The organism is Zunongwangia sp. SCSIO 43204, assembly GCF_019904275.1.
GTDB classification, from domain to species: Bacteria; Bacteroidota; Bacteroidia; order Flavobacteriales; family Flavobacteriaceae; genus Zunongwangia; species Zunongwangia mangrovi.
Genome location: NZ_CP063204.1, coordinates 2605684 through 2626667, shown reverse-complemented (window position 1 = coordinate 2626667; position 20984 = coordinate 2605684). Strand labels below are relative to the sequence as shown.

General features: G+C 34.9%; 24 protein-coding genes. 21 read left to right on the top strand and 3 right to left on the bottom strand.

From position 1 onward, the window contains the following. Nucleotides 1-25: 25 nt before the first annotated feature. Together INR75_RS11620 and INR75_RS11615 are read right to left on the bottom strand one after the other, a co-directional pair. A complete protein-coding gene (locus INR75_RS11620; protein ID WP_223088940.1) occupies nucleotides 26-973 on the bottom strand; it encodes a phosphoribosylaminoimidazolesuccinocarboxamide synthase in 948 nt (315 codons plus the stop codon). Between the two features lie 27 nt (nucleotides 974-1000). Beyond that, a complete protein-coding gene (locus INR75_RS11615) occupies nucleotides 1001-1954 on the bottom strand; it encodes a PhoH family protein (RefSeq protein WP_223088939.1) in 954 nt (317 codons plus the stop codon). Nucleotides 1955-2265: 311 nt separating this feature from the next. Here INR75_RS11615 and INR75_RS11610 point away from each other — a divergent pair, with 311 nt between their 5' ends. The 5 genes from INR75_RS11610 to dnaN all read left to right on the top strand — a co-directional run bounded on the left by INR75_RS11610 (nucleotide 2266) and on the right by dnaN (nucleotide 7134). Then, on the top strand, nucleotides 2266-3132 hold the full coding sequence (locus INR75_RS11610) for an S-adenosyl-l-methionine hydroxide adenosyltransferase family protein (RefSeq protein WP_084843040.1): 867 nt from the start codon (nucleotides 2266-2268) through the stop codon (nucleotides 3130-3132). Then, on the top strand, nucleotides 3101-3403 hold the full coding sequence (locus INR75_RS11605) for a putative quinol monooxygenase (RefSeq protein ID WP_223088938.1): 303 nt from the start codon (nucleotides 3101-3103) through the stop codon (nucleotides 3401-3403). Before INR75_RS11610 ends, INR75_RS11605 begins: the two co-directional genes overlap by 32 nt. Before the next feature lie 6 nt (nucleotides 3404-3409). Continuing rightward, nucleotides 3410-4144, top strand: coding sequence for a gliding motility-associated ABC transporter permease subunit GldF (gldF, locus tag INR75_RS11600; RefSeq protein ID WP_223088937.1), 735 nt, complete (start codon nucleotides 3410-3412; stop codon nucleotides 4142-4144). 2 nt (nucleotides 4145-4146) lie between these two features. After that, nucleotides 4147-5823 (top strand): gliding motility-associated ABC transporter substrate-binding protein GldG, encoded by a 1677-nt coding sequence (gldG, locus tag INR75_RS11595; protein ID WP_223088936.1) that lies wholly within the window; start codon nucleotides 4147-4149, stop codon nucleotides 5821-5823. A 192-nt stretch (nucleotides 5824-6015) separates the two neighbouring features. Beyond that, on the top strand, nucleotides 6016-7134 hold the full coding sequence (gene dnaN / locus INR75_RS11590; protein ID WP_013071264.1) for a DNA polymerase III subunit beta: 1119 nt from the start codon (nucleotides 6016-6018) through the stop codon (nucleotides 7132-7134). 130 nt (nucleotides 7135-7264) lie between these two features. Here dnaN and INR75_RS11585 read toward each other — a convergent pair whose 3' ends face one another. Then, nucleotides 7265-7618, bottom strand: a complete 354-nt coding sequence (locus INR75_RS11585) for a DUF4870 domain-containing protein (protein ID WP_092542388.1) — start codon at nucleotides 7616-7618, stop codon at nucleotides 7265-7267. A 139-nt stretch (nucleotides 7619-7757) separates the two neighbouring features. Here INR75_RS11585 and mnmE point away from each other — a divergent pair, with 139 nt between their 5' ends. The 16 genes from mnmE (at nucleotide 7758) to INR75_RS11505 (ending at nucleotide 20981) form a co-directional block, all read left to right on the top strand. Continuing rightward, on the top strand, nucleotides 7758-9197 hold the full coding sequence (gene mnmE / locus INR75_RS11580; protein ID WP_223088935.1) for a tRNA uridine-5-carboxymethylaminomethyl(34) synthesis GTPase MnmE: 1440 nt from the start codon (nucleotides 7758-7760) through the stop codon (nucleotides 9195-9197). A 149-nt stretch (nucleotides 9198-9346) separates the two neighbouring features. Then, a complete protein-coding gene (locus tag INR75_RS11575; RefSeq protein ID WP_223088934.1) occupies nucleotides 9347-10474 on the top strand; it encodes a site-specific integrase in 1128 nt (375 codons plus the stop codon). Next, nucleotides 10468-11175 carry a hypothetical protein gene (locus INR75_RS11570; RefSeq protein WP_223088933.1) on the top strand — a complete coding sequence of 236 codons (708 nt, stop codon included), beginning with the start codon at nucleotides 10468-10470 and terminating at the stop codon, nucleotides 11173-11175. The genes INR75_RS11575 and INR75_RS11570 overlap by 7 nt, the downstream gene beginning before the upstream one ends. Before the next feature lie 97 nt (nucleotides 11176-11272). Then, a complete protein-coding gene (locus INR75_RS11565) occupies nucleotides 11273-11560 on the top strand; it encodes an AlpA family transcriptional regulator (RefSeq protein WP_223088932.1) in 288 nt (95 codons plus the stop codon). Nucleotides 11561-11674: 114 nt separating this feature from the next. Beyond that, nucleotides 11675-12181, top strand: coding sequence for a helix-turn-helix domain-containing protein (locus tag INR75_RS11560; protein WP_223088931.1), 507 nt, complete (start codon nucleotides 11675-11677; stop codon nucleotides 12179-12181). A 2-nt stretch (nucleotides 12182-12183) separates the two neighbouring features. Continuing rightward, nucleotides 12184-12810 carry a hypothetical protein gene (locus INR75_RS11555; protein WP_223088930.1) on the top strand — a complete coding sequence of 209 codons (627 nt, stop codon included), beginning with the start codon at nucleotides 12184-12186 and terminating at the stop codon, nucleotides 12808-12810. A 188-nt stretch (nucleotides 12811-12998) separates the two neighbouring features. Further along, on the top strand, nucleotides 12999-13298 hold the full coding sequence (locus INR75_RS11550) for a mobilization protein (protein WP_223088929.1): 300 nt from the start codon (nucleotides 12999-13001) through the stop codon (nucleotides 13296-13298). After that, nucleotides 13295-14188: a relaxase/mobilization nuclease domain-containing protein gene (locus tag INR75_RS11545; RefSeq protein ID WP_223088928.1), complete on the top strand. Its 894-nt coding sequence runs from the start codon at nucleotides 13295-13297 to the stop codon at nucleotides 14186-14188. The genes INR75_RS11550 and INR75_RS11545 overlap by 4 nt, the downstream gene beginning before the upstream one ends. A gap of 5 nt (nucleotides 14189-14193) precedes the next feature. Beyond that, nucleotides 14194-14682, top strand: a complete 489-nt coding sequence (locus tag INR75_RS11540; RefSeq protein ID WP_223088927.1) for a hypothetical protein — start codon at nucleotides 14194-14196, stop codon at nucleotides 14680-14682. Between the two features lie 412 nt (nucleotides 14683-15094). Beyond that, nucleotides 15095-15487 carry a hypothetical protein gene (locus INR75_RS11535; RefSeq protein WP_223088926.1) on the top strand — a complete coding sequence of 131 codons (393 nt, stop codon included), beginning with the start codon at nucleotides 15095-15097 and terminating at the stop codon, nucleotides 15485-15487. Nucleotides 15488-15503: 16 nt separating this feature from the next. Further along, nucleotides 15504-15965 carry a hypothetical protein gene (locus INR75_RS11530; RefSeq protein ID WP_223088925.1) on the top strand — a complete coding sequence of 154 codons (462 nt, stop codon included), beginning with the start codon at nucleotides 15504-15506 and terminating at the stop codon, nucleotides 15963-15965. Nucleotides 15966-16193: 228 nt separating this feature from the next. Beyond that, nucleotides 16194-16781: a restriction endonuclease subunit S gene (locus tag INR75_RS11525; RefSeq protein WP_223088924.1), complete on the top strand. Its 588-nt coding sequence runs from the start codon at nucleotides 16194-16196 to the stop codon at nucleotides 16779-16781. 2 nt (nucleotides 16782-16783) lie between these two features. Continuing rightward, nucleotides 16784-18304 (top strand): type I restriction-modification system subunit M, encoded by a 1521-nt coding sequence (locus INR75_RS11520; protein WP_223088923.1) that lies wholly within the window; start codon nucleotides 16784-16786, stop codon nucleotides 18302-18304. After that, nucleotides 18297-19319 (top strand): virulence RhuM family protein, encoded by a 1023-nt coding sequence (locus tag INR75_RS11515; protein WP_223088922.1) that lies wholly within the window; start codon nucleotides 18297-18299, stop codon nucleotides 19317-19319. Before INR75_RS11520 ends, INR75_RS11515 begins: the two co-directional genes overlap by 8 nt. Further along, nucleotides 19316-19669, top strand: coding sequence for a hypothetical protein (locus INR75_RS11510; protein WP_223088921.1), 354 nt, complete (start codon nucleotides 19316-19318; stop codon nucleotides 19667-19669). Before INR75_RS11515 ends, INR75_RS11510 begins: the two co-directional genes overlap by 4 nt. A 10-nt stretch (nucleotides 19670-19679) precedes the next feature. Then, on the top strand, nucleotides 19680-20981 hold the full coding sequence (locus tag INR75_RS11505; RefSeq protein WP_223088920.1) for a restriction endonuclease subunit S: 1302 nt from the start codon (nucleotides 19680-19682) through the stop codon (nucleotides 20979-20981). Nucleotides 20982-20984 lie beyond the last annotated feature (3 nt).

Here is a 20984-nt window from a genome sequence, read left to right as displayed (position 1 = left end):
TTTTAATTACTATTAGACAGAATACCTACTTTAAATAGGCTATTACATTTTCTTGCACACGTTTTTCGATATTAGAAACATCTGCTTTCTCAAAAGTTTCTCCTGTAATATTTTCGTACAATTCTATATATCGCTCGCTAACTGTTTCGATATAATCATCGCTCATAAATGGCACTTCCTGACCTTCTTTTCCCTGAAATCCATTCTGAATTAACCACTGGCGAACAAATTCTTTAGAAAGTTGCTTTTGTGGCTCTCCTTTTTCCTGAAGCTCTTCATAAGTATTTGCATAAAAATATCGTGAAGAATCTGGTGTATGAATTTCGTCGATCAAGACGATTTTTCCTTCTTTTGTCTTCCCAAATTCATATTTGGTATCCACTAAAATAAGGCCTCGTTTTTTAGCAATTTCGGTACCACGCTGAAAAAGTTTTTTCGTATAATCCTCTAAAACAGCATAATCTTCCGCAGAAACAATTCCGCGTTTTAAAATATCTTCTTTAGAAATATCTTCATCATGATCTCCCATTTCAGCTTTGGTGGTCGGAGTAATAATTGGTTCAGGAAAACGGTCATTCTCTTTCATTCCCTCTGGCATTGCTACACCACAAAGCATTCTTTTACCTGCTTTATATTCTCGTGCTGCATGCCCAGAAAGATAACCTCTAATTACCATTTCCACCTTAAATGGTTCACAAGCTTCGCCAACGGCCACATTAGGATCTGGAGTTGACTGAAGCCAGTTTGGAACTAAATCCTCAGTATCCTTCATCATCTTGGTAGCGATTTGGTTAAGGATCTGTCCTTTATAAGGAATTCCTTTTGGCATCACTACATCGAAAGCTGAAAGACGATCTGAAGCGATCATTACCAGTTTATCATCTTTAAAAGCATAAACATCTCTTACCTTTCCTTTATAAACTGATTTTTGTCCCGGAAAATTATAATCTGTCTTAATTAGAGTATTACTCATCTTTGTAAATCGGTTGATTTATTTTACTTAATCGTTGTGTTCTATTGTTTTATAAGCTGCGATGATCTTTTTCACCAATCGGTGACGAATCACATCTTTATCGTCCAAATATACCATTCCTACTCCTTTTACGTCTTTTAAAACTAAAAGAGCTTCTTTTAATCCAGAAACAGTTCTTCTTGGTAAATCAATCTGGCCTGGATCGCCGGTGATAATAAATTTTGCACTTTTTCCCATTCGAGTTAAGAACATTTTCATTTGCGCATGGGTTGTATTTTGTGCTTCATCTAAAATCACAAAAGCATTATCTAAAGTTCTACCACGCATAAAAGCTAATGGAGCAATTTGTATCACGCCTTTTTCTATAAAAGCATCTAATCGTTCCGCTGGGATCATGTCTCGTAAACCATCATATAGTGGCTGCATGTAAGGGTCTAATTTTTCCTTTAGATCACCCGGCAAAAATCCAAGGTTCTCCCCTGCTTCCACCGCAGGACGGGTAAGAATAATTCTTTTTACCTGTTTTTCTTTTAAAGCCTTAACCGCAAGCGCTACACCAGTATATGTTTTCCCTGTTCCGGCAGGGCCAATCGCAAATAAAAGATCGTTCTTTTTGCTAAGATCTACCATTTTTCGCTGGTTGGCGGTTTGCGCTTTAATTAGCCTACCGCTTACACCATGCACCAAAACTTCTCCACTTTCTTTAGAAGATTGATAATCTTCTTTACTCTCACTGGTTAAGACTCGCTCGATCACATTTTCATCCAGTTTATTAAACTTTCCAAAATGATCGATAAGCATTGTAAATCGCTTATCGAATTCTTCCAGCATTTCTTCATCTCCAAAGACTTTTATTTTACTTCCTCGTGCTACAATTTTTAGCTTCGGAAAATATTTCTTTAAAAGTTCTATATGTTCATTACCCTGCCCAAAAAATTCTCTTGGGCTAATCTCTGAAAGTTCGATAACAAGTTCGTTCAAAAGCGTTTGGTTTTAGTTAAAAGTTGGTAGTTACAAGCATAAACAAGCTAAGGAAAATCCATAAGCTATTTATTAAAAAAATTATTTTTTTCAAGATAAATCCTGAAGCATTCAATCTCGATTATCGAGTAAAATTCTTATTACTTAAATTTGTGTTCCTAATATCAGGATGTACTTTTGCAACCTGATTTGTCGCCATATTTTTAGCGCAATTTTAAGGCTAGAAGCACAAAATAAAAGTATCTTCGCTCCTTATACAAACTTAAGGAAATTTAGCCTTTAGAACTTAAAAAAAATATTAACAATCACTTATGGCAATCATAACCTTAACAACCGATTTTGGGCAGAAAGATTACTTTGCAGCAGCGGTTAAAGGAGCTATTTACAACGAGCTGGATGATGTTAGAATTGTTGATATTTCGCATTGCATCTCTCCTTTTCATATTAGTGAAGCGAGTTATATCATTAAAAACGCATACAAAAGCTTTCCAAAAGGGAGTATTCATATTATTGGGATCGATTCAGAATTAACTCCAGAAAATAAACACCTGGCCGTTTTACTGGACGATCATTATTTCCTGTGTGCCAACAATGGTATTTTATCTTTATTAGCTTCAGAAATTAAGCCTGAAAAAATTGTAGAGATCAATATCCATGATAAGATCGAAACCAATTTTCCCGTTCTCGATGTTTTTGTAAAAGTAGCCTGCCATATCGCTCGCGGCGGAACTTTAGATGTTATAGGGAAGAATATTCAGGAAATAAGATATCTAAAACAAATCGAGCCCTTGATCAATAGCGATAAAAACCAGATCATTGGTCACGTAATTTATATCGATAATTATGGGAATGTGATCACCAACATTTCCAGAAAGTTATTCGAAAATATTGGCAAAGGCCGCCAATTTACCATTAGTGCAAGAATGGTCACTTTTAATAAGGTTTATGAAACCTATAGTGATTGCATTAATTTTAAGATCGAAAAAGATAAACGTGGCGAAGAAGATGGCAAAAAATTAGCTGTTTTTAATTCAGCTGGATATATTGAGTTAGCCATTTATAAGAGTAATCCTTTAACGGTAGGAAGCGCTGCTAGTTTATTTGGATTACAAAATAGAGACACCGTAACTATAAAATTTGAAGCTTATGCTAGTAAGGATCGTAAAGCTGAGCTTTAGCCCAGAAAATATTGACGCATTTCTGGACATTTTTGAAAATACAAAAGAACAAATTCGCAATTTTAAAGGTTGCCAGCATTTAGAATTGTATCAGGATAAGCACAATACCAACCAGTTTTTTACGTATAGTTATTGGGAGACTGAAAATGCGCTCGAAAATTATCGAAATTCGGCATTTTTTAAGGTCGTTTGGAGCAACACCAAAATTTTGTTCAACGCAAAACCAGAAGCCTGGAGTATGGATAGACTTTGGGTTTCAGATCAAAATTAGACATTTTTGTTAGCAATTTTAAATAAAGAAATACAATCATTTTTTGCTACGCCAATTGGTTATCTTGTTATCGGGATATTTTTGGTGGTAAGCGGTTTGTTTTTATTCGTTTTTACTGGCGAATACAATATTTTAGATAGCGGTTTTGCGAACATAAAGCCGTTTTTTAATATGGCGCCGTGGATTTTTATCTTTTTGATCCCTGCCATAACCATGAAAAGCTTTTCTGAAGAAAAGAAACTAGGCACCATGGAACTTTTGCTCACCAAACCATTATCGATCATCAATCTAATATTGGGCAAATATCTGGGCGCTTTAATTTTGGTGATTTTAGCGATTATTCCGTCCATAATTTACGTAATCACAATTTCAGAATTAGGACGAATTCCGGGGAATTTCGATATGGGAGCAACTTTAGGAAGTTATTTGGGGCTTCTATTTTTAGGTGGTTGTTATACCGCTATCGGTATATTTTCTTCAAGCCTAACCAACAACCAGATCGTTGCGTTTATATTGGCCGTTTTTCTATGTTTTTTAAGCTTCTTTTTATTTGAAGGAATTTCTGGATTTCAGCTTTTTGGAAATTCAGATTACGGAATAGATTACTTCGGAATTAGCTATCACTACCGCAGCATTAGTCGCGGCGTTGTTGATACACGCGATCTTATTTACTTTTTAAGTTTTATAGCATTATTCCTGAAGCTTACCCACTTCAGAATAAAAAATCTAAGAAATAACTAATCTTGAAGCAGTTTTCTAAATACAAATCGGTTGTTTTATTTATCGTAATCTTAGTTGCGGTAAACTTTGCTGCTTCACAATATTTTGAACGTTTAGATCTTACCCAGGATAAACGTTATACCCTTTCTAAAGCTTCAGAAGAAATTATAGAGGATATCGAAGAACCGATTATTATCGATGTCTTTTTAAAAGGAGATTTCCCTTCAGAATTTAAGCGCCTGCAAAACGAAACCCGACAGATCCTTGAAGAATATGCTGCGAAAAACACCAATATCGTCTTTAATTTTATAGATCCTTTAGCTGAAGGTGCCAACGCACAGCAAGTCGCGCAACAGTTTTACCAAATGGGAATGTCGCCGGCGCGAGTAAATGTGATGGAAAATGGGCAAAATAGCGAAACGATTATTTTTCCCTGGGCAATGGCCAATCTTGGACAAAAATCGGTTAAAATTGGTTTGCTTAAAAATCAGTTAGGCAGCAGTGATGAAGACCGGGTAACAAATTCGGTTCAGCAATTAGAATATGCGTTTACTGATGCGATTAGCAAATTAATTTACCCTCGAAAAAAGAAGATCGCGGTAATGCGTGGTAATGGGGAATTACCAAATCCTAATATTGCAGATTTTGTTAAGACGCTTCAGCAATATTATTTTATGGCGCCGTTTACTTTAGATTCTGCCGCGGTAGATCCACAAAAAACACTTCAGGAATTAAAGGAATATGACCTTATTATTGAAGCAAAACCAACCGAAGCTTATACCGAAAACGAAAAATATATACTGGATCAATACAGCATGAATGGCGGAAAGTCGCTTTGGCTTATCGAAAGTGTGGCGATGGAAAAAGACAGTCTTTTAAATCCAAGCGGGACAGCTTTCGCTTTACCGCAAGATCTCAACCTGGGTGATTTCTTTTTTAGTTATGGGATAAGAATTAATCCCAGTTTGGTAAACGATATGTATTCGGCGCCAATTATTTTGGCTACGGGAAATGGCAACGATACCAGGTTTAATCCTTATCCGTGGTTTTATAGTCCGCTTACCTCCTCGCCTAACGATCATCCGATTATCAATAATATCGAGGCAGTAAAATTCGATTTTGCAAATCCTATCGATACTTTAAAAAATAGCCTGCAAAAAACAGTATTATTAAGTAGCTCTCCACGATCTAAAATAGAAGGTACTCCTCGCGAAATTAGTTTAGACATAGTTGGCGAGGAACCAGATATCGCTTCGTATACTAATGGTGAACAGGCACTGGCTGTTTTATTGGAAGGTGAATTTACTTCAGTATATAATAATCGCCTCAAACCTTTTGAAATTCAGGATAATTTAAACAAAAGTAAACCGACAGAAATGTTGGTGATTTCAGATGGAGACGTGATTAAAAATGATCTTCAACAGGGAGCACCTCTAGAGCTTGGATTTCAGAAATACACCGGCACCACATACGGCAATAAAGAATTTTTGCTGAATGCCGTAAATTATATGCTGGATGATCGCGGACTAATGGATATTCGTACCAAAAAAGTGTCGATTGCGTTTTTGGATCCACAGAAAACAGCAGCTGAACGTACTAAATGGCAATTGATAAATATTGCTCTTCCATTATTCATATTAGGCATTTTCGCACTGCTTTATAATTGGTCTCGCCGCAGAAAATACACCAGGAAGAAATAATTACCTCCAGAAACTTCGAATTTCGACATATTAACAATTTAGTGGTGGGATTTTTCGAAAAAACCCTGTACAAGAGTGGTTTACTTATCAACAACTTCAATTTAATGTTAATAAAAACTCTTTCGAGCTGCTTCAATTTTTATAGGATTCAAATATCTTTGTAAGTGATTCTAATAAATCAATAAAAAGCCAATGAAATTTATTGTATCCAGCAGTTATTTGCTGAAACAGCTTCAGATACTTGGTGGGGTTATTAATAATAACAACACTTTGCCGATATTGGATAATTTCCTTTTTGATTTGAACAATGACGAGTTAACAGTTTCTGCATCAGATCTAGAGACCACGATGTCTGCTAAATTGAATGTAGAATCTGATTCTGAAGGAAAGATCGCCGTACCGGCCAAACTTCTTTTAGATACGTTAAAAACTTTCCCAGAGCAACCATTAACTTTTGTTGCCGAGGATAATCATACGATAGAGCTTAGCTCTAATCACGGTAAATATGCGCTTGCGTATGCCGATGGTGAAGAATTCCCTAATCCTGTAAGTTTGGAAGATCCAAGCAATACAGTGATCGAAGGTGATATTCTTTCTTCTGCAATTAGCAAGACGATTTTTGCATCTGGTAACGATGATCTTCGCCCGGTAATGAGCGGAGTTTTCTTTCAGTTCTCTACAGAAGGTTTAACTTTTGTAGCTACAGATGCTCACAAATTGGTAAAGTATTCTCGCGAAGATGTAACGGCTTCACAAACGGCAGAATTTATTATGCCTAAAAAACCGCTTAACCTTTTAAAAGGAATTTTAGCAGGTAGTGAAAGTGAAGTGCTTATCGAATATAATGAGAGTAATGCCAAATTTACTTTTGATGATACTACATTAATTTGTCGTTTGATCGATGGGAAGTATCCAAATTACGAAGCGGTAATTCCAAAAGAGAATCCAAATAAACTGACTATAGAGCGTAACCAGTTTTTAAGTTCTGTAAGAAGGGTTTCTATTTTCTCTAATAAAACGACGCATCAGGTACGTTTAAAGATCGCCGGGGCCGAGTTAAATATTTCTGCGGAAGATGTAGATTACAGTAATAAAGCAGAAGAGCGTTTAACTTGTGGTTACCAGGGTGACGATATGCAAATTGGATTCAACTCACGTTTCCTTACTGAAATGCTGAATAATTTAAATTCAGATGAAGTACAACTAGAAATGAGCTTGCCTAACCGCGCGGGTATTTTAACTCCGGTTGATGGATTAGATCCAGGAGAAAAGATTACCATGTTGGTAATGCCGGTGATGTTGAATAACTAGAAAGTAAATCGGTCTTAAGAAAGAATCCGAATTTTATATAAAATCAAAACCCATTCAGTTTCCTGAATGGGTTTTTGTTTTTCGATTGATGCCTGAAACTAAAGTTGATCTTCAGTTTGATATTGTATAATTATTTGATAATATTTATGGTTAATGGATAATTAGTTGGTTCTCCATTAGATGCTTTAATCGCGTTGATGATAGGGAAAACAAATCCCAAAATTCCAATCAGAATCAATAATATTACTCCAATTCCGATAAAAACCAGTGGAATACAAACTACAGAATAAATAAATAAGCTAATCTGGAAATTCATAATATCCTTCCCCTGATCGTCCATATCCTGAATTTTATCTTTCTGTGTTGCCCATAAAATAAGCGGTACAATAAAACCTCCTATTCCGGTTATAAAGTCTAGTAGCTGACTCAAATGCATAAGCATTAACATTTGTCTGTCTTCTCGCAAAGCTGTGTAGGTTTCCATAATTCTTTGATGGTATTTTGATGGTTAATAAAAGTTCTCTTAAAAAAGGAACTACACTTAAAAGACGAGTATAAAAGAGCTTTGTTACACTTTTCTTCAAAATTCTTGCATACACGCTTTCTTTGTTATCTTTGCAGGCATGAAATTAAACGATACCATTGTTGCGCTTGCCACGCCTTCTGGAGCCGGAGCCATTGCTGTTATTAGAGTTTCGGGACCCGAAGCTATTTCCATTGTCGCTCCGCTTTTTAAAGCCAAAAGCCGAAAAAAATTAGAAGAACAGCCTACCCATACCCTGCATTTAGGGAATATTATGGATGGACAGCGTAATTTAGATGAAGTTCTAGTTTCAGTTTTTAGAGCACCAAAATCTTATACCGGCGAAGAAACTATCGAAGTTAGTTGCCATGGTTCGCCTTATATTCAACAGGAAATCATTCAACTTTTAGTAAGAAGTGGTTGTAGATCTGCGGAAGCCGGTGAATTTACACTACGAGCATTCCTGAACGCCAAGATGGATTTGAGCCAGGCAGAAGCAGTAGCCGATCTTATTTCTTCTGAAAATGCAGCTTCTCACCAAATGGCAATGCAACAAATGCGTGGAGGTTTTTCTAACGAAATTCAACGTTTACGAGAAGAATTATTGAATTTTGCTTCGCTTATCGAGTTAGAACTCGATTTTGCCGAAGAGGATGTCGAATTCGCTAATCGTGATCAATTTAGAGATCTGGTGGCTAGAATTCAGAAAGTATTAAAAAGACTTATCGATTCATTTGCGACCGGAAATGTATTGAAAAATGGAATTCCGGTAGCCATCGTTGGTGAGCCGAATGTTGGAAAATCCACCTTATTGAATGCGTTATTAAATGAGGAAAGAGCAATTGTTTCTGAAATTGCAGGAACTACTCGAGATGTTATAGAGGATGAATTAGCAATTGGTGGTGTTGGTTTTAGATTTATTGATACGGCGGGAATCCGGGAAACCAAAGATGTAGTAGAAAGCATTGGAATCAAAAAAACCTTCGAAAAAATAGGTCAGGCGCAAGTGGTCATTTATCTATTTGATACTTCAAGATTAAGTAAGATCGAATTTACGGAAGGAAGTGTTGCTAATCAGCTACAAGGCAATGAAACTTCGCTGAGTATGATTCAGGTTGAAATTGAAAAAATTAAAAATAAATATCCGCAAAAACCTTTGGTAATTATCGCCAATAAGATCGATCAATTAACCGAAGAGCAGGTAGAAATTTTAACTTCCAGAATCCCAGACCTTCATTTACTTTCAGCAAAAACAGGTTTGGGCGTTGAAGAATTGAAAGAAAAATTATTGAATTTCGTTAATACTGGCGCACTGAGAAATAATAACACGATTGTTACCAATAGTCGACATTACAATGCCCTTTTAAAAGCCCTGGAAGAAATAAACAAAGTTGAAGACGGATTAAATATGGATCTATCTGGTGATCTTTTAGCCATAGATATCCGCCAGGCATTACATCATTTTGGCGAGATTACCGGCGAAATTACCAATGATGATCTGCTAGGAAATATATTTGCTAATTTCTGTATCGGGAAGTAAATTAAGTTTCTTTACGCTTACTTTGTTTTCTTTTAATTGAAAAACAGATAATTACATAATTTTTGTTTTTCTTTTATGTTCTTTGTTACTATATTCGTTGCTACAAATGTACTTCATTATTTTAAGATGTAGTACAAACGTACTCCATTATGAAGATATCACTAAAACAAAGAAAATTAAAGAGTGGTAAGATAAGTTTATCCATAGAATATTATAAAGGTTCTGAAACATCACCAGAGGGTAAACGAAGGCATATTCGTGAAAATGAAAATCTGAAGCTGTTTTTACACGATGAACCTAAAAATGCCATTGAAAGAAAAGAAAACAAAGAAACTTTAGCTTTAGCCAAAAAGATTCTGGCTATACGAGAAGCAGAATTTTATCAAGGAAGATTTGACTTGAAAAATACAGCTAAATCCAAACGTCGTTTCTTGGATTTTTTTAATGAGAAAGCCGAGGAAAAAAGTGATAGCATAAAAAATTATGGCACTTGGACGGCTACCCTAGTACACCTTAAACGTCACATCACACCAAATACTACTTTTGAAGAAATTGATGAAAATTTTGTTAAAAATGTGCGTCAGTATTTTGATAAGTATGCACAAACAAAAAGTAACCTTCCCCTATCCCTTAACTCTAAATACACTTATTTCAATAAATTTAAAGCTGCACTTAGAGCCGCCTTTGATGAAGGATATTTATCTATTAATTACAGTAGTAAGATAAAATCGTTCGAGCAGGCCGAGAGTCAAAGAGAGTATCTAACATTTCAAGAGTTACAAAAGTTAGCTAAAACTCCATGCAAATATGAAATTTTAAAATCAGCTTTTCTTTTTTCATGTTTAACAGGATTAAGATGGTCAGACATCAATAAGATGTATTGGGCTGAAGTGCGTGATGAAGATAGCCAAAGCCGTATCAATTTTATTCAGAAAAAAACAGATGGTGTAGAATATCTATATATATCAAAACAAGCTCGAGATTTACTAGGAGAACGAAAAAACCCATTAGATCGAGTTTTTACTGGCCTAAAATATTCCGCAGTTTACAATAACGAATTAGTCCGTTGGTGTAATCGATCCGGAATCTCTAAGCATATTACTTTCCATAGCGGCAGGCATACCAATGCCGTTTTGCTTTTAGAGAATGGAGCGGATATATATACAGTATCTAAGCGTTTGGGACATAAAGAAATTCGTACAACCGCTATTTATGCGAAAATTGTAGATCAAAAAATGAAGGAAGCGTCTAATTTAATTCCAGAAATAAAATGGTAAAAATCATTCATAAATTTACATTAGCACTATTTATTATTCAGATAGTCTCCTTTTTTATCTATAATAGGCATTTTATTATTAATTGGATTTCTGATAGTTCAAATTCAAAAATTAGGTGGGTAAAAAAAAGAGATCGATTCATACTATTTCTTTCAATATATTTCTTGTTTATAAGCTATTTTATAAGCGTAAAAATAGTTCACACCAGCGAAAATATAACTTATCTGTTTTCAGGGCTTATGTTGGCAATGACCCTAACTATTATTTCATTTTATTGCACAAAGTTCAAGATTTTCGATCCAGGAGTACGCAAAAGAGTTAACTCAAAAGGAAAAATTATTATCAGGGAAAATTTTGCGCTGAAAAAAATTTCTGAAAGTGATTTATTTCAATTAATTGAAAATTCATATAAAGATTCCTTTTCGTCTGATTTCATAGATTTTAAGCGCATATTTATTGATAGGGATGAGGAGATAAAAAAACTTATTTGTATAGATGTTGATCGTAATAAAAAAGTCGGTTATTCAAAAATTTTTGAATTAATGCACGACCTTTCTGAAAATGGTATACTTGATCTATGGGATGAGGATCGGAAAAATTTTATAAAATTCGTAAAGAATAATTTCCAAAGAGGAAATAAAATTATTGTAGAAAAAAATTTAGATTCAAGTTACTCCAAATGGCTTGGCAAAAACAGGTAAGGTAAATACTTAAGCACAAGTCTATTACCTTTCACTCTATAGTTTTTACTATTACTTTTATCAACCTTTGCTTTCGTTAACCCGTAAATAGAAAGCAATGGAAAACCAATTGATTTTAGAAAAGTTGAACCGATTAGAAAAGCTGATCGTAGGCTCAACAAAAGAAATTCTTACTGTAGAAGACTTAATTAACTACACCGGCTACAAGCGATCTTACATCTACAAGCTTGTGCATAACAATGTAATTCCATTTTCAAAACCGAATGGAAAGACTCTTTTCTTCGAGAAGTCAGAAATCGATTCCTGGTTACTTCAAAATAAAAGCCAGTCTGAATCTCAAATAGAGGATAAAGCCAAAGATTACATTAATACCAGAAAAAAATAAAGCGTTCAAAACTCGCAATTTTGAACGCTTTTAAAATCTTTATAACTCTTAACATTGAGTAGGATGCAAATATAAGCATTTTACTCTCTCGATAGCTAAAAAATCGATTGAAGAATGAATGTACTAAAGAATCACATCACCGGAAACTTTACGATGGTTCCTAATGATCTTATTGAGGATAATACCCTTTCAGACAGATCCAGGTTTCTTTACATTTTTTTGGTTCATAAACCAGAAAATTGGGAATTCCGAACAAAGCATTTGAGTGACGCCTTAGGAATGCACAAAGATACTTTTAGGAAATATCGCAACGAACTTTGTGCAAGAGGATGGATTGAAGTTGAAGAACAAAAAATTATTAAGGGAGAGTTTAAGTCAAAAATTTATCATCTATACGGTGAGCCTATTCACACAAATAAGCAAATCCCGAACGATACTAAATTAGAAAAAGGACGAAATTTTCCGTCACGGAAAAAAACGGTCACGGAAAAAAATGGTCACGGAAAAAACCCGCCACTTAATAATAAGAACTCTATAATAATAAGTAAAAAAGAAAAAATAAATAGAGATAAAATAGAAAAAACGAAAAATTCAAATTATCAAAACCCAAATCCTAGATAATTATGACTTCTCAAAATCCATTTAAAAAAATCTTTATTGATAAAGCCAACGAATTGCTTTTGAAAAGAGAAAAAAGAAATTTTGAGATCGATGATGATAATAAATACGCCGTGGATTTTTTTATTTCTTACTTCTCAAATGCCGAGAAATTAAAAACCCTAGGAGGTAAATCTCACAAAGGAATTTATTTCTATGGAGGATGTGGCACTGGTAAAAGCCTGTTTTTTGAGATTTTAGAAGAAATTTATAAATCCTACCAAAATCCTGGTCTCAGAATAAAAACGGTACACACAATTGGCTTAACAGACCAGTATTTAAGTCAATTATCACGTCCAAAACAGTTAGCCCCTAACGACGATTCTTTATACTCAAAATATAAGAAAGGAGCCACCCATTTTGAAGACCTGGGGGCTGAGAGCAAAATTAATCATTTTGGGAATTCGATTGAGATTATGGCTGATCTGTTACAATTGAGATACTCGGAATCCCGAAGAGCTCTTTGTAAAACATTTATCACTACTAATTTTTCTCCGGAGGAAGCCAGAAACAGGTACGGTGAACGGGTTTATGACAGGATGTTCGAAATGTTCAATTTTGTAAAGTTAACCGGTAGTTCTAGAAGAAAATAAGATTCATTGGTGAAGAAGATTGGGATTGAACCTGCTTTATTTCTTAATGCATTGATGTGGCTCTATCTTTTTTTCACCAGTAGGATTAAACGTAAAATTATATCGAGAGGTGTCAATGTCCTGACAAATTGAAATTTGCAGCCCATTCACATCTCGTTTTTCTCCCGAAGGTCGCAAAATAAAATACAATGAAAAGAATTAAGAAAATAGAATTCAGGGTTACCCGTACTGAACATTTATATATTAAAAATAAAGCCGATAAAGCCGGATGTACCGTATCTGAATTTCTTAGAAATACGGCTATGGGGTACCCGATAACTTATAAGCTCAGTCCAGAGGAATTAGAAGTATATAAGCAGCTAAATAAATTTAGTGACAATTTCAGAAGGATTGGAAACCTGTACAAGTTAGGAGATGTTACCGGAGTAAAGGAAACCTCGGTAGCAACTGCAAAATTAATTCGATCGCATCTAAATAAATTAAAATGATAAGCAAAGCCAAATCTTGCCCTGGAGGAACAGCACTTTTCAATTACATAGTTAATGAACAAAAAGGCTATGAACTTTTTCGTAATGGGCTTTCTGGAATAACACCAAAGGAATTGTATTCCGATATGTCTATCATTCAGAATCAAAATTTGAGGTGCACAAATAATACGATCAGTATTGTTTTATCACCAAGTATAAAGGATGGTAGCCAAATGTCTAATGATCAATTAAAGAATCTAACGGAAAATTTTTTGAAAGAATTGGATCTTGATCCTAAACAGCGGCAATTTATAGCCTTTGTCCATACGGAAAAAGACCATAAACACGTACATATTTTAATGAATCGGGTCAAGACTAATGGCAAATTACTTCAAGATAGTTTTATTAGTAAGAATGCACAGGAAGCTGCGCATAAAGCTGCAATGACGTACGGGCTTACTTCGGCCAAAGATTTAAAAGAAGCTTCCGAGCGAAAGCGAAAAAACTCTAATAAGGAGGTAAAAAACATCATTAAAAAAGCTAATTATCTCGTTTTAAAGTCGAAACCTAAAAACCTAAAAGTGTATCAAGCAGCAATGGCTAAACGTGGAATCCAAGTCCTGCCAACTATTAATAGACAGGGGAATATTCAGGGGTTTCGGTTTATACACGATGCTACGGGAACCAATTTAAAAGCTAGTGAGGTAGACCGAAATATGAAGCTAAATGAAGTGTTTACTTCGGAAAGCCCAGATAGGGATAGAGGTTTAGATCAGGAGCAACTATTGCAAGACCATAGTTTAAATACCGAAAAGTTCACTTCGCTGCTATCTAAACTAGGAAACTATGTAGATGAAACTCCAGATGAAAACTCGAAAAAGAAAAGAAGGAGAAACTCAAGAAATCGCTAATCATTATGGCCAAACAAGCAAAACCGAAAGTTTCAGAATTAGTTGAGATACTCATTCAGCAAATGGATGAATTTCAAAAGGTAACCAAAGAACGAAATGAAGTTTTAAGTAATTCTATCTCCAAGCTTAAATACTTAAAAGTAGATTTTAATGTTGCTGAGCTTGAAGCTATGAAGCAAGCTAATAGAGCGATATTAATAAAGGACTTTGAAAATTTTCACACTCAAACCAGGAAAAATAATAAGGAGTTGCTGAAAGCGCATAAAAAGGTTAGTTCCAGTAAATTACTATATCTGACTGTTTTAAACACTCTCATTTTTTTATCGGCTGTTACAATGTTATACGTGACTTTTAACGGCTCAACGAATAAATCACAAATTGAAAACCTGGTTCAGGAAAATAATAGGCTCAAAAGACAATCTGAAAGTATAAGTAAGTTCTTCCAGGAGCACAAGGAAACGGACGCGCAATTCAAAGAATGGGTAGAAAAATAAATCAAACCTTGAAATGCTTTCAAGACCTGAAAATACAGTATAAACGGAAAAAATATATTAAATTTGAAGTAACTAGATTTACTAAATTTATATTCTATATTTTATAAAAATTAGAAGTGTAAAATATAAAATTTAGTTTTATAAATCTTAAAAAGATAAACTATAGAATAAAAAATATATTTTTTATAAAATAAAATTCTTAAGCGTTTAGCTTTTGATTTTGGTCTTAGGAAATCGCCAATTTTTTTACCCACCATTATCAAAGCAAGGCGTCCACGTTACGGCGTGGACTGCTTTTGTTTGGTGGGAAGGTGTTTGGCGATACCTCTGAGACCGACAAGTTGCAGTTCCACGCTTTTTTTATGCGAGAACTTCAAGATCAAGGGCTGACTTAACCATTTAAACTTAGCCTATGAATCAATTACGAAACTTAAACTACACTTTTGAAGAAATCGAAATCCTCAAAGTCCTTGCAAGCTTTCCAGAGGATAGAGATAAAGCTCTAAAAATAATTATATCAGGATTAAACGATTATGAATTACCCAGGGTAGAAGATATCTTAAACAAGTTCGTAGAAGATGGAATATGGAGTACCCAGGAAATGGAAGACGGGAAATACAAGTCCTCTTTTCAAATAGACCTCCAGGATTTTATTCTGAATTACCCGAACCCAATCCCGAAAAACATCAAATCGGACATTGATGTTAATTCTGTTATTGAAAAATTGTCTTGTTCAAACCTTGACCTAACTGAAGTTCATTATCTCACTACCCTCCTAAAAAAGGATGCTGTAGCCCAATTCTAACCTAAAACTATTTATTATGAAGAAAATCATTTACTTATTACCACTTTTGTTATTATGTCTATCTTGTAGTAATGACTCGTCAGATGATCTACCAGGTAATGAAACCACAAATAGCAACTTTACGGTAGAATATTTACAAACTGGTGATAGTGATCAGTTTAGTCAGGAAATCACTTTCTATTCTGCGTATGGCTGGAAAGATACAGATTCCGAGAATGATGTTGATGCCAACCTGAATTCGGAAAATTCTGCGCTACCGGGGTCTTTATCTTATACAACTAAGCAAGCTTCACCAGGTATCTGGGTTACCTACAACGTAGCACCTGATAATATAGAAGAAGGGATATCACTCGATGTTACTTTTAAATTTTATAAAGATGGCGAACTCATTGATACTAAGAATCTTTCTATAGGTGATGAAAGCACTACTACCGATAGCTTTACTTGGGAGTATTTTGCTGACGTTAGTGGTGAATGATTATTACCAAACTATATAAGTTAAAAGCTATCCGTTATATTTTATAGTATTATTTCGATTAATAGGGTAAATCTTACTATATTTCTCGAAACTTTACTAAAGGAAAGTAAAATCCAGATGATGCTTTTCATCTGGATTTTTTGCATCATAGCTATTATGTTTCTTTTTATTTGCTTATCATTACTTTATTTAACTATATTTGCAACCTAGACATTATGCAGTATAAAAATGAAAAACAAGGTTGTTGAATTAAAAGCTATATTAAATGAAGAAGGCCTTTCTTCTGGCTACTCCTTTAGAGGGAAAATTCGTCAAATTTCAAACGGAGAAATTAGAGTAATCCAGCTTAAAGACTTCATTGATGAGTACGCCGCTATTGGGAACGAATGCTATTTGATTTCAGCAGATAAAATAAAACCAAAATATTACCTTGAAAATGGGGATATTTTATTTATAGCCAAAGGAACTAATAATTATGCTCTGGTTTTCACCGCAATCGATGATATACCTACCATAGCATCATCAGCACTTTTCGTAATAAAAGTGAATAAAGAAGTAGCAGATCCACATTACGTAGCCTGGTATATCAACCAAAATCCGGTTCAGAATTATTTGAAGACAAATGAAACCGGTACCTATGTGACCAGCATTAATAAAGCTACAGTAGTGCATATCCCTATTAAGCTGCCTTCGTTGGATCTTCAAAAACAAATTGCAAGACTTGCACAACTACATATTAAAGAAAAGCAGTTAACGGCTAAAATTACCAACTTAAAAGAATCCTTAATCACCAATCAATTATTAAATACCTTATAAAAATGGCTTCGACTAAAATAAAACCTACCCAAAATCAGATCAATACGGCATTATGGAATGCCTGTGACACCTTTAGAGGTGCTTTTGATTCTTCAGAATATAAAAATTATATCCTGGTTTTTATGTTTTTGAAATACTTAAGTGATGTTTGGAAAGATCATTACAATCAGCTAAAAGAACAGTATGGAGAGAATGAGGAGTTGATTCAACGAAAATTGAAAAGGGAGCGTTTTGTGCTTCCGGAGAATTGCACCTTTGATTATATATACAATCATAGAAATGATACAGACATAGGCGAAAAAATTGATAAGATTTTTGCCCAAATTGAAGAACGCAATATTGAAAAACTGGATGGGGTTTTTAGGAATATAAGTTTCAATTCAGATAAATTAGGCCAGACCAAAGATAGAAATCGCCGATTAAAGAATTTAATCGATGATTTTGCAAAGCCCGAATTAGATTTTCGTCCTTCTTTATGGGAAGACAAAGAAGATATCTTAGGAGATGCCTATATGTATCTTTTAGAGAAATTCGCTTCTGGTGCGGGAAAAAAAGGCGGTGAATTTTTCACGCCTAAAGAGGTTTCAGCATTATTAGCCAAACTGGTAGCTCCTAAAGAGGGAGATCGCATATTTGACCCTACTTGTGGCTCGGGGTCGTTATTGATTAAGGTAGCTGAAGAAACCAAAGATGAAAAAGGTAACCCAACAAATAACTTCTCCTTATATGGGCAGGAAAGCAATGGTGACACCTGGGCGTTGAGCAAGATGAACTGTTTTCTTCACAGTATGGATGGTGCGCAAATCGAATGGTGTGATACCATTAACAATCCTAAACTGATTGAGGATGATGCATTAATGAAATTTGATATCGTGGTAGCCAATCCTCCTTTCAGCTTGGATAAATGGGGTTATGAAAATGCCGAAGCCGACCGTTTTAAACGCTTTTATAGAGGACTTCCGCCAAAATCTAAAGGAGATTATGCATTTATTCAGCATATGATTGAGACTACAGCTCCAGGTGGTAAGGTGGGGGTTATTGTGCCACACGGTGTTTTATTTCGCGGTAGTGCAGAACAAAAAATTAGAAAGCAACTTATTGAAGAAAATTTGTTGGAGGCTGTTATTGGCTTGCCTACAAATCTTTTTTATGGTACCGGAATTCCGGCGGCTATTCTAATTTTCAATAAAGCTAAAACTACAAAGGACATCCTCTTTATTGATGCTAGTAAAGGTTTTGAAGATGGCAAGAGACAAAATAAGCTGCGGTCTCAGGATATCGTAAAAATTGTTACTGCTTTTAATGACTTTAAAACCATCGAAAAATATAGTTCGGTAGTGCCGCCAGGCGAAGTTGAAGAAAATGATTTCAACTTGAATATCCCCAGGTACGTTGACACCTTTGAAGAGGAAGAACCGGTAGATATCCCTGAGGTTCAGAAAAACATAGAACAGTTAGAAGCAGAACTGCTGGAAGTACGTACAGAGATGAAAAAGCATTTAAAAGAGTTGGGCTATGAGTAGAAATGACAAGGATAAGCCTACTAACCAGTTACAGGTTTTATTTTACGAAACGGCACTTGAAAAAAGTACGATTGAAGTTTTATATGAAGAAGAAACGTTCTGGCTTTCCCAAAAGAAAATGGCTGCCCTTTTTGGGGTAGAAGTCAATACCATTAATTATCACCTTAAAGAAGTTTTTAAGAGTGGCGAATTGGAAGAAGATTCAGTTATTCGAAAATTTCGAATAACTGCCAGTGACGGTAAAAAGTACAGTACGCAGTTTTATAATTTGGATGCTATTATTTCTGTAGGTTACCGGGTAAATTCCAAACAAGCTACACAATTTAGGATTTGGGCAACAAAAACCCTTCGGGAGTATATCATTAAAGGTTTTGTGCTGGATGATGAACGCTTAAAACAAGGAAAGCAGTTTGGGAAAGATTACTTTGATGAGCTCTTGGAACGTATTCGGGAGATCCGTGCTTCAGAACGTCGCTTTTATCAAAAAATCACCGATATCTATGCGCAATGTAGTATTGACTATGATGCAAAAAGCCCTGTTACCAAAACCTTTTATCAAACCGTTCAGAATAAATTACATTGGGCAATTACTGGAGCTACTGCAGCAGAAATTATTTCTAAAAGAGTGGATGCAAACCAACCTGGGATGGGTTTAACCAACTGGAAAAACAGTCCGGACGGGAAAATTTTAAAAAGTGATGTAAGTATTGCAAAAAATTACTTACAGGAAGAAGAATTAGATGCCCTTAACCGTATTGTGGTTATGTACCTGGATTACGCGGAAAATCAAGCCAAGCGGAATATCCCGATGAAAATGACCGATTGGATTGAAAAATTAGATGCTTTTCTTGTCTTTAACGATTATGAGGTGTTGAAAAACGCCGGTAAAATGAGCCATACAATTGCGAAAAAAATTGCCGAAGATGCCTACGAAATTTTTAGGGTACAGCAAGACCTGGATTTTAATAGTGATTTTGATAAGTCTTTGAAAGAATTAAAAAATAAAAAGCAATGAAACTCCCTCCTACCATTAACCGCAGTCTTATACTAATTGTACCTAAACAGCCTTTTTACGATTGGAGCAATGCTTTGTTTCCAGATATGGAAAAGCAACAAGCTTCTGAGGAGCGCGATTATAATAGTTACCTGCTGGAAGATGAACTCTTTTTGGACGATCCTAAAAAAGAATTAGCAAAATACTGGAAACCTATTTTTTTAAATGAGCTCTTTGGGCAGTGCACCGATGAAAATACCTACCCAAAACTGACCTGGAAATTGTTTACCGAATGGTTTAATTTTTACAAATCAAGTATCGTAAGCGATTTAATCGAACAACCAATTGAAATCCAAGATGATGAATATTAGTCAGGACGCTATGCATACAGAACTACCCACAGAAGAAACAAATTCATCAGCCGAAACATCGGTAAGTAAAGGTTATAAACAAACCAAATTGGGCTGGATTCCAAAGGATTGGTCAACCCCGAAAATTGAAGATGTTTTTCAGTTTTTAAAGACCAGTTCTTACTCCCGTAAACAATTAAATTACGACCAGGGTGATGTTTTTTATATCCACTATGGAGATATTCACGCCACTTATAAAAAAACCATATTAGATTTTGAAAAAGAAGTATTAGTACCTCGTATTAATAAAGAGGTCAAATTACCGAACAATGTTGATTTTTTGAAAGATGGAGATGTAGTCATAGCGGATGCGTCTGAAGATTATGAAGGCATAGGAGAGGCAATTGAAATGATGAACCTCAATGGAAGAAAAGTAATCAGTGGACTGCACACTTTTGCTTTACGCGATACAGATAGAAAAACTGTAAAGGGATTTCGAGCTTATATTTTTAAAAGCTATAAAGTAAAAAGGGCGTTAAAAACGATTGCAACTGGCAGTAAGGTGTATGGGATTTCAAAGGGTAACGTACAAAAATTTAATATAATCCTTCCCCCACTTTCCGAACAACAAAAAATAGCTCAAATTTTAAGCACCTGGGATAAAGCCATTGCTTTACAAGAACAACTCATTGCCGAAAAACAAGCGCTTAAAAAAGGCCTGATGCAGGAGTTATTGACCGGGAAGAAACGGTTTCCAGGGTTTACAGAAGAGTGGGAAGTAGTTAAGCTTGAAGAGGTCTGTGATTTCAAAAATGGCAAGGGACACGAACAAAATATAGATGCTGCGGGAAAGTTTGTTGTTGTTAACTCAAAATTTATTTCATCTAATGGTTTTGTGAGGAAACACACTAACAGTCAAATTTCGCCTTTGCATAAAAATGATATTGTTATGGTAATGAGTGATGTACCAAACGGAAGAGCCTTAGCTAAATGTTATTTAATTGATGAAAATGAAAAATTTTCTTTAAATCAACGTATATGTGCCCTGACCCCGAAGAATATTAACACTAAGTTTCTTTATTATCAATTAAATAGAAATAAATACTATCTGAAATTTAATGATGGGTTGGGGCAAACTAACCTCAAGAAAAAAGAGGTGTTAAACTGCCCAATTCTTGTTCCGTCTCCGAATGAACAAGAAAAAATTGTTCAAGTAATAGAAGCGTCTAATGATTCATTAACCTCATTAAATGTAGTTCTTGATAATATGAAAAAACAAAAACAAGGCTTGATGCAGCAGTTGTTAACGGGAGAGAAACGGGTTAATGTTTAAAAA